This window comes from Bacillus coreaensis, from assembly GCF_050586445.1.
Taxonomy (GTDB): domain Bacteria; phylum Bacillota; class Bacilli; order Bacillales; family Cytobacillaceae; genus Robertmurraya_A; species Robertmurraya_A coreaensis.
The window spans coordinates 357,486-370,510 of sequence record NZ_JBOCCY010000001.1 but is presented as its reverse complement, the minus strand read 5'-3'; the positions used below and the strand labels follow the sequence as shown (position 1 = coordinate 370,510).

13 protein-coding genes and 2 other annotated features are annotated in these 13,025 nt (G+C 38.0%); of the genes, 1 reads left to right on the top strand and 12 read right to left on the bottom strand.

The features are described from left to right. Window positions 1-60: 60 nt before the first annotated feature. The 8 genes from trpA to ACQ5H4_RS01905 form a co-directional block, all read right to left on the bottom strand. On the bottom strand, window positions 61-843 hold the full coding sequence (gene trpA / locus ACQ5H4_RS01940) for a tryptophan synthase subunit alpha (protein ID WP_430773296.1): 783 nt from the start codon (window positions 841-843) through the stop codon (window positions 61-63). Between the two features lie 2 nt (window positions 844-845). Further along, window positions 846-2,045, bottom strand: a complete 1,200-nt coding sequence (trpB, locus tag ACQ5H4_RS01935; RefSeq protein WP_430773295.1) for a tryptophan synthase subunit beta — start codon at window positions 2,043-2,045, stop codon at window positions 846-848. Beyond that, window positions 2,042-2,665 carry a phosphoribosylanthranilate isomerase gene (locus tag ACQ5H4_RS01930; protein ID WP_430773294.1) on the bottom strand — a complete coding sequence of 208 codons (624 nt, stop codon included), beginning with the start codon at window positions 2,663-2,665 and terminating at the stop codon, window positions 2,042-2,044. Before ACQ5H4_RS01930 ends, trpB begins: the two co-directional genes overlap by 4 nt. Then, window positions 2,662-3,450, bottom strand: coding sequence for an indole-3-glycerol phosphate synthase TrpC (trpC, locus tag ACQ5H4_RS01925; protein ID WP_430773293.1), 789 nt, complete (start codon window positions 3,448-3,450; stop codon window positions 2,662-2,664). The genes ACQ5H4_RS01930 and trpC overlap by 4 nt, the downstream gene beginning before the upstream one ends. Window positions 3,451-3,452: 2 nt before the next feature. Next, on the bottom strand, window positions 3,453-4,481 hold the full coding sequence (gene trpD / locus ACQ5H4_RS01920) for an anthranilate phosphoribosyltransferase (protein ID WP_430773292.1): 1,029 nt from the start codon (window positions 4,479-4,481) through the stop codon (window positions 3,453-3,455). Beyond that, a complete protein-coding gene (locus ACQ5H4_RS01915; RefSeq protein WP_430773291.1) occupies window positions 4,453-5,064 on the bottom strand; it encodes an anthranilate synthase component II in 612 nt (203 codons plus the stop codon). Before ACQ5H4_RS01915 ends, trpD begins: the two co-directional genes overlap by 29 nt. Continuing rightward, window positions 5,061-6,449, bottom strand: a complete 1,389-nt coding sequence (trpE, locus tag ACQ5H4_RS01910; protein ID WP_430773290.1) for an anthranilate synthase component I — start codon at window positions 6,447-6,449, stop codon at window positions 5,061-5,063. Before trpE ends, ACQ5H4_RS01915 begins: the two co-directional genes overlap by 4 nt. A gap of 53 nt (window positions 6,450-6,502) precedes the next feature. Continuing rightward, window positions 6,503-6,712 (bottom strand) — a binding site (T-box leader). Window positions 6,713-6,742: 30 nt separating this feature from the next. Then, window positions 6,743-6,996, bottom strand: a binding site (T-box leader). Between the two features lie 67 nt (window positions 6,997-7,063). Continuing rightward, the gene (locus ACQ5H4_RS01905; protein WP_430773289.1) at window positions 7,064-7,705 is read right to left on the bottom strand and encodes an MOSC domain-containing protein; all 642 of its coding nucleotides are present in this window, start codon (window positions 7,703-7,705) and stop codon (window positions 7,064-7,066) included. A 188-nt stretch (window positions 7,706-7,893) separates the two neighbouring features. Between ACQ5H4_RS01905 and bcbE the strand changes: the two genes are divergently transcribed. Further along, on the top strand, window positions 7,894-9,159 hold the full coding sequence (gene bcbE, locus ACQ5H4_RS01900) for a bacillibactin exporter BcbE (protein ID WP_430773288.1): 1,266 nt from the start codon (window positions 7,894-7,896) through the stop codon (window positions 9,157-9,159). 36 nt (window positions 9,160-9,195) lie between these two features. On the opposite strand, the gene ACQ5H4_RS01895 is transcribed toward bcbE, so the two are convergent. The 4 genes from ACQ5H4_RS01895 to ACQ5H4_RS01880 all read right to left on the bottom strand — a co-directional run bounded on the left by ACQ5H4_RS01895 (window position 9,196) and on the right by ACQ5H4_RS01880 (window position 12,967). Further along, a complete protein-coding gene (locus ACQ5H4_RS01895; protein ID WP_391559619.1) occupies window positions 9,196-9,321 on the bottom strand; it encodes a hypothetical protein in 126 nt (41 codons plus the stop codon). A 98-nt stretch (window positions 9,322-9,419) separates the two neighbouring features. Continuing rightward, complete coding sequence (locus tag ACQ5H4_RS01890; protein WP_430773287.1) at window positions 9,420-11,297, bottom strand: PTS fructose transporter subunit IIABC; 1,878 nt, start codon at window positions 11,295-11,297, stop codon at window positions 9,420-9,422. A gap of 12 nt (window positions 11,298-11,309) precedes the next feature. Further along, window positions 11,310-12,221 (bottom strand): 1-phosphofructokinase, encoded by a 912-nt coding sequence (gene pfkB / locus ACQ5H4_RS01885; protein WP_430773286.1) that lies wholly within the window; start codon window positions 12,219-12,221, stop codon window positions 11,310-11,312. Continuing rightward, window positions 12,218-12,967 (bottom strand): DeoR/GlpR family DNA-binding transcription regulator, encoded by a 750-nt coding sequence (locus ACQ5H4_RS01880; RefSeq protein ID WP_430773285.1) that lies wholly within the window; start codon window positions 12,965-12,967, stop codon window positions 12,218-12,220. Before ACQ5H4_RS01880 ends, pfkB begins: the two co-directional genes overlap by 4 nt. Window positions 12,968-13,025: the final 58 nt, after the last annotated feature.

Sequence of the window (13,025 nt, the reverse complement as noted above, 5' to 3'; positions counted from 1 at the left end):
CCTCCTATGAATAGGATGTGATAGTTTCACCCTATTCATGTTAGGAGATTGTTACAATTTTTATGATACTTCTGCAGTTTTGGATGCTTGAACTAAATGTTCAATTTCAGCTAATTTCTTTTCATGGAAGTATTGCACAATCTTACTGCCAACAACTACGCCATCGCAGTAAGAACCTAATTCTACGACCTGTTCAGGGGTGGATATCCCAAATCCAGCAAGCACTGGAATAGGACTTACGCTCTTAATATCCTTTAAATATTTTGAAACACTATCATTAAATTCTGTACGAGCACCTGTTATTCCAGTAACTGTGACAGCATATAAGAAACCTCGACCTTTCTTTGCGATTTCTTCTATTCTTTCAAGTGGACTTGTTAATGTGACTAGGCGTATCAACTCAATATTCGCATCCTGTAAGTGAGGAGCAATTAATTCTTCCTCTTCAATAGGTAAATCAGGAATAATGCAGCCGTCTATTCCAGCTTTAACCGCGTCATGAATAAATGAACCAATTCCATAAGCATAAATCGGATTCATATAAGTCATTAAAATAAGTGGGGTAGATACAATCGGACGAATCGTTTGAATCGCTAACAATACTTCCTTTAAGGTTGTACCTGATTGTAATGCCCGTATCCCAGCTTCTTGAATAGCTGGTCCATCTGCTACTGGATCTGAAAAGGGGATGCCAATTTCTATTGCCGTTGCTCCGCAATTCTCTAAAAAGATCAATTGATCCATTAACTGATCTAATCCTCCGTCCCCTGCCATCAGATACGGCACAAATGCCTTACTATTGTTCTCTTTTAGGCTATGGAACGCCTTTTCAATGCGATTCATTATTACAATGCCTCCTTCATATTTGCTTGAATAGTTTGTACATCTTTATCTCCACGACCTGAAAGACAGACGACAATTGACTCATTTTCTGTCATTGTTTGCGCATGTTTTAAGGCATATGCTACTGCATGTGCACTTTCAAGAGCAGGAATAATCCCTTCAAGCTTACACAACAATTTTAATGCTTCTAACGCTTCCTGATCTGTAATACTTTCGTACTGTACTCTCCCGATATCTTTTAAGTAACTATGTTCTGGCCCCACTCCGGGATAATCTAAACCTGCAGAAATGGAATGAGCCTCTTGGATTTGACCAGCATGATCTTGTAACAAATACATAAGAGCACCGTGTAGTACTCCTGGCTTTCCTTTTGTTAGAGAAGCTGCGTGCTGCTCCGTATCAATTCCATGACCAGCAGCTTCTACACCTATTAGTTGTACCTCACTATCCTCAATAAATGGATAAAACATCCCCATTGAGTTACTCCCACCACCAATACAAGCTACAATGGCTTCTGGGTTTTTGCTGAATTTTTCATTATATTGCTGCTTCGTTTCCTTCCCGATCACACTTTGAAAATCTCTAACCATCATCGGAAACGGATGAGGTCCCATAACAGATCCTAAAATATAGTGAGTATCTGTCACATTTGAAACCCAATAACGCAATGCTTCATTACATGCATCCTTAAGCGTTCTACTTCCAGAGGTAACAGGTACTACTTTTGCACCTAGCAACTCCATTCGAAACACGTTTAGTTGCTGTCTTTTAATATCTTCCTCTCCCATAAATATAACGCATTCCAGATTTAATAGTGCACAAACCGTTGCAGTAGCTACCCCATGCTGACCTGCTCCGGTTTCAGCAACAATTTTCTTTTTTCCCATTCTTACTGCTAACAGCGCTTGACCAACCGTATTATTAATTTTATGAGCGCCTGTATGATTTAAATCCTCTCTCTTTAAATAGATTTTTGCACCCTTCGCATGCTTGGATAAATTTTCAGCAAAATATAAAGGTGTTTCTCTTCCTACATACTCTTTTAATAAGTAGGCTAGATCCTGTTGGAAGCTTTCATCATTTTTGGCTTCCTCATAAGCCTTGCCTAGCTCTAAAACTGCTTGCATTAACGTTTCTGGTACAAATCTTCCCCCGTATATACCAAAATGGCCCTTTTCATCCGGCATTACATATGTCGTCATTTACAAATCTCCCCTGTTCCCAATTTCGCTTCCTTAAGAAAATGAATCATTTTCTCATCGTCCTTTTTACCGTTTGTCTCCACTCCACTACTAACATCAACCATATATGGCTGTAGTGCCTGAATAGCTAACGAGACATTTGTGATATTAAGCCCACCTGCTACAATAAGCTTTTTCCCTTTTATAGCCATTGAGTCCACGACCTCCCATGGAAACGTCTCCCCGTTACCACCTCGGTATTTTCCTTTAGGACTATCTAAAAGGATATATTCACATGGATATTCCTGAATTTTCTCACAATCCTTCTTTGATGATACACCTAATGCCTTGATCACTGGTACTGAAAATTTTTTACAAACATCAGGATTTTCATCTCCATGAAGCTGAACCACTGTTAATCCTGTCTTATCAACTATATCTTGGATGGTCTCTACATTCTCATTTACAAACACACCAACTTTTAATACATGAGCGGGAAGGGTGTCAATAATGGTTTTTGCTTGTTCAACTGTTACCTTTCGTTTGCTTTCTGCAAAAACAAAACCAATTGCATCTGCTCCAGCTTCCACAGCAACCTTTGCTGCATGTATGTCAGTGATTCCACATATTTTTACTTTCAATTAGAAGCCACCCTTCTTAACGGAAGCTTCATTGACCGTAATGCTTCTTCCGGCTTTTCATGCCTCATAAATGTTTCACCCACTAAAATACCTGAAGCACCAGCCGCTACCACTCTTCTTACATCTTCTGTAGTAGCAATACCACTCTCGCTTATTAAGTATCTATTGGAATCAACTATTTTAGTGGCTAATCTTTCTGTTGTTGCTAAATCGACTTCAAATGTTTTTAAGTTTCGATTGTTTACACCAATTAAAACATTATTAGTAGTTAACACTTTTTCTAATTCTGCCTCGTTGTGTACCTCCATGAGCACCTCAAGACCTTTGCTAGTAGCGTAATGATAGAGCGAATGCAAAGTATCTAAATCTAACGCAGCAGCAATTAACAAAATAAGATTAGCACCTGCATGCTTTGCGTAATCAATCTGAATAGGATCAATAATAAAATCTTTGCAAAGGATAGGTGCCGTGATCGTCTTTCTCACTTCTTCCAAGTCTCGAAAATCTCCTTTAAAGAAAGTACGGTCTGTCAAAACACTTACCGCATCCGCACCTGCTTGAACATATTGTAGGGTCTGTTCAGAAGGATCACAATCTAGATTAATTGCTCCTTTGGAGGGAGATGCTCTTTTAAACTCTGCTATAATTTTCACTTCTTCCGCTTGTTGTAACTTTTGAATAAATGACACAAGCTTCCTGTCAACTTCCTTTAGCACTGGTTGTTCTTTTAAAATAAGAACTTCCTTCTGTTTCTCAGCAATAATTCTGTCGAGAATCGTCTCCATACTTACACGACTCCTTCTTTTTTGTATTTTTTCCCTTTTGCAATTAGACTTTCAAGCTTCTGTTTCGCCGAACCGCTTTCAATACTCTCTTTTGCCTTTGCGATCCCTTCTTCAATGGAATTCGCTTTTCCACTTGCATAAATCCCAATCCCTGCATTGAACAACACGGTATCGCGGCAGGCTCCTTTTTCACCATTCAGAACAGATAATAAAATTTCCCCATTTCTCATGGCATTTCCACCGATAATTGCCTCGTTAGGATAAGAAGATAAACCAACCTCTTCAGGGGTAATTATCTTTTCTGAAATCGAGCCATTATCAACAATGATTAAATGATTTTCCCCTTGTAACGATGCTTCATCCATAAATCCTGCACCGTTAATTACAACTGCCCTTTTTCTTCCTAAGGTATGAAGAACCTCACCAAAGGTCTGAAGCAAATCTCTTCTATATATTCCTAATAATTGATAATCAAGTTCCATTGGATTTGTTAATGGTCCAATTAAGTTAAATATCGTAGGTATTTTTAACTCTCTTCTCACTTTCATAATGTTTTTTATTTTTGGATGTACATGTGGAGCAAATAAAAAGCTAATCCCAACATCTTCTAAACATTCTTCTGCTTCTTCAGGGGTTAAGGATAAATTAATACCTAAATACTCCAAAACATCCGCACTTCCGGTTTTACTAGAGATACTTCTGTTTCCATGCTTGGCAACTGAAATACCAGCACCAGCAATAACAAATGCGGAAGTAGTGCTTACATTGAAGCTTTTCGAACCATCTCCACCTGTACCACAATTGTCCATTACATTCTCCATCTTTTTGGTAAAGGTGAGTGATTTTTCACGAACTGCCTGAACTAAACCAACAATTTCCTCCACCGTTTCTCCCTTTGTCTTCAACCCGATAAGAAATGCAGCAATTTCACTATCAGTGACTTCGTCGGAAAAAAGTTTCCTTACTGCATCTTCCATTTCTATTTGTGACAATGACTTGTTTTCAGACAGTTTTTGTAGATACTCTTTCATTTAGAAACTCCTCTCCAATTGATGTTAGGAATGCTTGAATTAGTTTTTTTCCGCTATCTGTCCCAACTGATTCGGGATGAAATTGAAAACCATATAATGGTGCCTCTTTGTGTTTAATCGCCATAATCTCGCCATCATCAATGGAAGTAGCAAGAACTTCTATCGTGCTTGGAAGTGTTCCTTTTTCAATAACAAGGGAATGGTATCTCATTACCTCCAAAGGTTCTTCAAACTCTTTAAAAAGCTCTGACTTCTCATGAGAAATCTTTGATATTTTACCGTGCATAATTTCTTTCGCTTTTGAAACCGTTGCCCCAAAGGCATGACCTATTGCCTGATGTCCTAAACATATTCCAAGTATTGGTATCTTTGTATATAACTGTTGAATCACTTCAATACAAATCCCAGCGTGTTCAGGGCGTCCTGGCCCTGGTGAAATCACAATTGCTTTGGGAGATAGCTCAATAATGTCTTTTACTGTGAGACTATCGTTTCTTTTTACAACTATTTGTTCTCCTAGTTCACCTAAATATTGATATAGATTGAAGGTAAAGGAATCATAATTATCAATTAATAAAATCATTTTTCAACCTCCAAAAAAGCTTTCATTTTGTGAATGGTTTCTTCGTATTCTTTTTCTGGAACCGAATCATACACAATTCCTGCCCCAGCTTGGATATATGCTGTAGAATCCTTAACCACCATTGTTCGTATAGCAAGAGCAAAGTCGATATTTCCATTAGCAGAGTAATAACCGACTGCTCCTGAGTAAATGCCTCTTTTGACATCTTCAAGTTCGTTTATGATTTCCATCGCCCGAATTTTTGGTGCTCCAGAAACGGTACCTGCCGGTAGGCATGCAATCAATGCATCGATTGGATGATAACTGCTCAACAACGTTCCTTTTACTTCTGACACAATATGCATCACATGCTTGTATTTCTCGATATCCATGTACTTGCTGATCTGCACACTACCAAATTCACAAACTCTCCCTAAATCATTTCGACCAAGGTCAACGAGCATCCGATGCTCAGCTAATTCTTTTTCATCTTGAATTAATTCAACACTCAATTGCTCATCTTCTTCCAGAGTTTTCCCTCTAGGCCTCGTTCCTGCAATTGGATTTGTGTAGACAGTTTGCCCGACTGCCTTCATCAAACTTTCCGGTGATGCTCCTGCAACCACATAATCTTCAAAATCGAAATAATACATATACGGCGAAGGATTTTGAACTCTAAGCTTACGATAGAAAGAAAATGGATCACCCTTTATAGTTGCTTTCATCCTTTGGGAAAGGACGACTTGGAATATATCGCCTTCGACAATGTACTCCTTTGCTTTTTTCACTCTTTCAATGAACTCTTCTTTTGTGATTGACGCTTCATAGGAAGAAATGGAAACTGATGATGGTGCTTCTTCTCTTTCGTTCAAAATCTGATTCTTTGTTTCTTCGACCAAACCTTGTATATCCTCCAAAGAAGATTGATCACTGATTGGAATTCCAACAATGAACACCTTTTGAGTTAAATGGTCAAATACAACGATTGTTTCGAATAAGAGAAAATGAACTTCCGGAACGATCATTTCGTCTCTTGGTATTTCACCGATTTCCTCGTAATAACGAACGATGTCATAGCTTACAAAACCTGCAGCTCCCCCAATAAAAGGAATTTCTTTCATGAAATCATTTTCAATATTCGGTACAATCTTTTTCAGCACCTCAAGAGGGTTAGCTCGGAGGGTTTCACTGCTTTGTTTTTTAATAAGTATTGTGTTATTTCCGCTGCCCTTTAGTTCCACTGCAGGATTAGCTGCTATGAATGAATACCTCCCTGAGTGCTCGTGCTTTAACGAGCTTTCTAATAGACATTTCTTTACACCTTTAATTCGCTGAAATATAGAAATGGGTGTTAACGTATCACCAAGAATTTCTTCAATAATGATGTTTTGAACATTGGCATTCATGGTTTTTTCCCTCCTTATAAATAAAAAAATCCCCTATACGCAGAAAACTACGTATAGAGGACGATGATCATCGTGGTGCCACCTCAAGTTCAGAGCATACATGCTCCCTTTAATTCCTTGTAACGGTGGAATTCCGTTGGTCCCTACTCACGTTCAAGACCACTCTCATAAGTCCATTCAGCCAAGGGTTTGATCGGTTCTCAGCAATCCCGACTCTCTGTGTCAAACAAACTCGGCTTACTACTCTTAATCAACGATTTACTTTTATGAATACAAAAAGGGCTTCTCTCCTGAAAAAGGACGAGAAACCCGTGGTGCCACCTTTATTAGCTAATTAAATTAGCTCACTTTACAGATATCTTTGCTTTCATGAAGCAACAAATATCTGTCTCTTGTAACGATGAGACTTTCGCCAAGGCCTACTACTTTATAAGGTTCGGTTTGGAGGCTCCGAAGTCCATTCCCTAATACTTCCACACTGATTTGCACCAACCATCAGCTCTCTAAGGTTTCTGTAAAAGGTACTACTCTTCATCAACACCGTCGTCTTTAATTGTTTATTATCATATAAGATTTACCTAAAAAAGTCAACGATAAAAACTGAAAATTTAAAATTAAACCGTTTTCGCTAATAGTTTTTCTACATTTTCTCTCCACACATGTGCCAATTCATTTACTTCTAATAAGTTTTTTAAACCCTCTCTATTTTTCTTATCATGAAGGAAAATTTGATTAGCATAAAGGATAGAAATTTTTTCTTGGGTTCTTTCTAACAATTCAAGCTTCCCTTCACTATGTACGGTTCCTTCCTGCAGCACCTTAAAGAAATAACCCGTATAGTTTGTCTCGACAATTCTTTTTAAAAAGAGATCTACATCATTGAACTTCGAAATTTTGGAGCAAGGAACACGACCTTGTGTGACTTGCACAACTGCATTCCCAAGGGAATAAATATCTCCTATGTAAACATCCTTTTCAAGCATACCCGTTACAGAAAGGTTTTCTCCTAGGGCTGGTGGGGTTAGCTTTACACCAAACTCCTTTTCCCATTGCTTATAATGTTCAAAAGAATAAACGCATACCGCACGCTCTGGTCCCCCATGGTACTCTAGACTAGCAACACCATCTCCGTCAAACCCATCCTTTGTTAACTCGGCTACAGATACCTTTTCTTTTCCAATACCTGAGCTTTCGTTTTTCCCTTTCCACATAAAAGCTTTCGGCTTACCAACACTAAGAGTTATTATTTCTCCCATTATGTCACCCCATACAATTCATATGATGATTCATATTTTAGCCTACAGTTTCTGAAAAATCCATTTTTATGTAAAGAAAAAAACTCATGAGTTTTGATTCTAAGGTCCATATTATAGTTATGCGAGTAATCACCTAATTAGGTGAAAAGGTCCCTTTCTTATAAAAAAATGAATGAAGGCGGGTCGAAATGTCAAATTCTTATAAATCTAGAAACGGGAAAAAATATAAGGAAAACAAAAAGAATGGTGATGGTAAACACCATAATCAAAGGTGGGCAGTGCTATCATTATCATCTATTCCTCTTGTTATGACACTTGGTAATTCCATGCTGATACCGGTACTTCCCGTTATGGAAAAGAAAATTAATATTTCTCCCTTCCAAACAAGTATGATAATTACTGTTTATTCAATTGTTGCTATATTACTGATCCCAATCGCTGGTTACTTATCTGACCATATTGGAAGGAAAAAGGTAATAATCCCGAGTCTTTTCATTGCAGGTATCGGGGGACTTATTTCTGGTTGGGCCTCTTGGAAGATGGAAGATCCTTACTGGATTATTCTAATCGGCAGGGCTTTACAAGGTGTTGGTGCAGCAGGGGCATTCCCTATTGTTATGCCACTGATTGGGGATATGTTTAAAAGTGAGGAAGAAGTTAGTAGTTCTCTTGGCGTGATTGAAACTTCAAACACTTTAGGAAAAGTATTAAGCCCTATCCTTGGTGCTTTTTTAGCAAGTTTTTTCTGGCATCTCCCATTCTGGTCTATCCCAGCATTTTGTATAATTTCTATTCTTTTAACTCTCTTTCTCGTTCAAAATCCGAAAAAGAGAACTGAACCAATTCCATTTAAAAAGTTTTTTCAAAAGGTAAAGAAAATCTTTATTCAAGATGGTCGTTGGCTCTACACCGTATTTATTGTTGGAGTTATTCTCATGTTTGTTTTATTTGGAATACTATTTTACCTCTCAGATATATTGGAGAAACAGTATAATATTAAAGATGTGAAAAAAGGATTGTTTTTAACAATCCCGCTCGGAGCACTATGCCTTGCTTCGTATATAACAGGTAAAATGATTAAGGAAAATAAAGTTTTGATGAAATGGATTACGTTTGTTGGAATCGTTTTACTAGTGATTAGTACGGCTTCTCTAAGCTTTTCGGATAATTTATGGTTTATGATATCAATGTTTACTATCGGTGGCATTGGAATAGGCGTTGGACTTCCTTGCTTAGATGCGTTCATTACAGAAGGAATCGAGATGGAGGAGAGAGGCACGATTTCCTCTATCTACAGTTCAATGAGATTCATTGGTGTAGCAGCGGGACCACCTATTATGGCAATTCTTCAAAAACATCTGCAAAGTTCCCTATTTTATATACTAGCTGGTATAAGTGCAATTGGTTTACTTGTAATACTATTTGGTATAAAACCTGAGAAAAAAAGTGCATAAAAAAGAAGTCGTACTTTAGTACGACTTCTTTTTTATTTAATTTGGTCTCTTCTTCTCTGCCTTCTTTTCTTTTGTTGAAGCATTCCCTGACAAATCCATGTCATTAATGCTTTTCGGAACACTTTGCATACCTGATTTTGTTTTAATATTTCTCTTCGTCAAATGAATCCCCCCTTTATTCGAGCTACATTTAATATGGCTTTTCTGACCTTTTTCTACGCATATTAAAAAGGCCAGTGGGATCCACTGGCCTTGACGACTTATTCTTGAACTGGTTTCTTTACTAACCCAAGGATTACTCCTGATACGATGGCTCCAGCAACGATAGCGATTAAATACATAAACCATCCGCCCTCAACTAAAGGAACTACGAATAATCCACCGTGTGGTGCACGTAATCCAATACCAAACATCATTGTTAATGCACCAGCCACCGCTGAACCCGCCATTAGTGAAGGAATAACACGAAGTGGATCAGCCGCCGCAAAAGGAATGGCTCCTTCTGTGATAAAAGATAATCCCATAATATAGTTAACTTTACCTGCTTCTCTATCTTGTTTTGTGAACTTATGGCCAAAGAAAGTAGTAGCGATTGCAATTCCAAGTGGAGGAACCATACCTGCTGCCATAACTGCAGCCATTGGCTCATATACCCCATTTGCTAGCAACCCAGTTCCAAATACATACGCAGCCTTGTTAATCGGTCCACCCATATCAAATGCCATCATTAAACCTAATACTAATCCTAGTAATACTGCATTTCCTGTACCTAAACCTGATAACCAATTAGTAATTCCTGTATTAAGTGCCCCGACTGGACCATTTACGATATAGATCATTGCAAAACCTGTAAGAGCAATTCCTAGCAAAGGATATAAAAGAATTGTTTTAATACCTTCAAGAGATGATGGTAAACTTGTTAGTAGTTTTTTCAGACCAACAACAATATAACCTGCTAAAAAACCTGCAATAATTCCACCTAAGAACCCTGCACCACCGCTATTCGCTAATAAACCTCCAACTGCACCAGCTGCAAAGCCTGGACGATCTGCAATACTCATAGCAATAAACGCTGCTAAAATGGGAACAATAAACCCAAATGCACCACTACCACCACCGATTGTCATTAATGCTTCCGCAATTGGATGATATGAAGGATCCTCTGGATTAAAAGCATTGTAACCGAACATGAAAGAGATGGCAATTAATATCCCTCCACCTACAACGAATGGAAGCATATTAGATACACCGCTCATTAAGTGTTTGTAAATTGTAGCTCCCACACCTTGACCTTTTTGCTCAGACGAAGTAGAAGATGCATTCCCACTACCCTTAAAAATTGGGGCATCTTGTTTTAGAGCTCTTTCAATAAGTTCCTTCGGCTTACGAATTCCGTCTGCTACTTTTGTTTCAATAACATGCTTCCCACTAAAACGATCAGTTTCAACATTTGTATCAGCTGCAACAATTACAGCAACTGCTCTTTCGATTTCTGCAGGCGTTAAGACGTTCTTTGCTCCGCCAGAACCTCTTGTTTCAACTTTAATATCTACACCTAGTTCAGCCGCCTTAGACTTAAGAGAATCAGCAGCCATATACGTATGGGCAATTCCAGTTGGACAAGCAGTAACAGCAACGATAAATTTCTTTTCCCCAGACATCGTTTCCTCGTCCCCTTCCTCTTCCTGGTCGTACTGATCAATAATATTCAAAACATCACTTTCTGTTTTTGCATTTAATAATGATTCTCTTACTTCCGTTTTCATCAAAATAGACGAAAGTCTTGCGAGCGCTTCCAAATGAGTATTATTTGCCCCCTCTGGAGCTGCAATCATAAAGAATAAATGTGCTGGTTGACCATCCAGTGAATCGTAGTCAATTCCATTTACCGACTTACCGAATGCAATTGAAGCTGTTTTAACTGCCCTCGTTTTTGCATGAGGAATGGCGATTCCTTCGCCAATTCCGGTTGTACTTTGCTCTTCACGCTTTAAAATGCCTGCTTTAAATTCATTTGCATCCTCTAGCTTTCCAGCCCGATCTAATACATCTACGAGCTGATCAATCGCTTCAGACTTTGTTGAGCCTGAAAGGTTTAGATGGATGGTTTCTTTTGTTAAAATTTCAGTTATTTTCATCTCTATTTCTCCTTAGAACTTTGTAATGTTAACGCTTGTATATAGTGTTTCTATCATTTCTTTCGTTGCTAAACCAATTGAAAATGCAGTTGCGCTTCCAGATGCAACACTGTATCGAAACGCTTCCTCAATCTCCTTCGTTTCTTCGTATTTAGCTAGAAAACCGGCTACCATTGAATCTCCTGCTCCAACTGAACTTTTCACTACACCTTTTGGTACATTTGAAAGGTAAGCAACCTCACGATTTACTAACACGGCTCCTTCTCCTGCCAAAGAAACAATGACATTTTCCGCTCCCATTTCTACAAGCTTACGAGCATAAGGAACCACTTCTTTTGCAGTTGAAAAACTTGTATTAAATAATTCACCAAGTTCGTGGTGATTTGGCTTAATAAGAAAAGGTTTAAACGGTAGAACTTTCTTTAATAAATCTCCTTCTGCATCTACAACAAACTTTGTTTGGTTTAGATGGCAGATAGAAACTAGTTTTTCATACGTACTTGACTCCATACTTGATGGAATGCTACCAGCTAATACTAAAGTATCTTCTGAAGTTAATTGAGATATTTGATCCTGAAGCTTTTTAAAATCTGCTTCTGTGATGGTTGGTCCTTTTGCATTAACTTCTGTTTCGCTATTGGATTTCAACTTTACATTAATTCTCGTATCTTCATGAACCTCAACAAATTTTGTTTCAATATCTTCCATTTGCAAATAATTCTTAATGTAAAGTCCTGTAAAACCACCTACAAATCCTAAGGCTTTACTTGGAACACCCATTCTTTTTAGAAGTCTTGAAACATTTATTCCTTTACCACCAGGAAATTTAGATTCATTTTTTGTTCGATTCAGATCGCCAAGTGTTAAATCTTCAACCTCCACAATGTAATCGAGGGAAGGATTAAGTGTTACGGTGTAAATCATTCTTTCACAACCTTTATTGTCGTTTTGCTCATGTATTGATCTTGGAATTCACTATTTAGTTCATCCGTAATGATGGACGCTTCATGTAAATCAGCAATTTTTGCAAATGCTATTTCTGAAAACTTCGATTCATCACTTAACACAAATGCTTCTCTTGAGAGAGAAATAGCTGATTGTTTAATCATTGCTTCTTCTTGATCAGGTGTGGTGTACCCAAATTGAGTATGGATTCCATTGACTCCCATAAAGCATTTGTCAAAACGGTATAGCTCTAAACTTGTTAGCGCTCCTCGACCAATAATGGCATTCGTCTTAGGTTTTGCATACCCACCGATTAGATACATTGGGATGTCTTTATCTAGTAAAGGTTTTACATGCATAAGTCCATTTGTCACGACCACAATGTTTTTTGGTAAGTAAGGAATCATTTCCATTACTGTTGATCCTGCATCAAGAAAAATACAATCTCCTTCTTCCACTAAGCTAGAGGCATACTTGGCAATTCTTTTCTTTGGTTGAAGGTTTTTGGTGGCTTTTTCGACCATGCTCGGTTCTTGTAGCTTTCCCTGTAACCTGGCAGCACCACCATGTATTCTTTTTAAGAACTTATCATCTTCTAGTTGTGTTAAGTCCCTTCTAATCGTTGACTCTGATGAATTTGTTAAATCTACAAGGTCTTGTATCTTCACAACACCTTTTTCCTTCAATTGTTGCAAAATCAATCGATGGCGCTCTGGTGTTAACAATGTATCACCTCATTAAAACGCTTTCTTTTTTTATTTCTTGAATCTAGAGTACTATAAC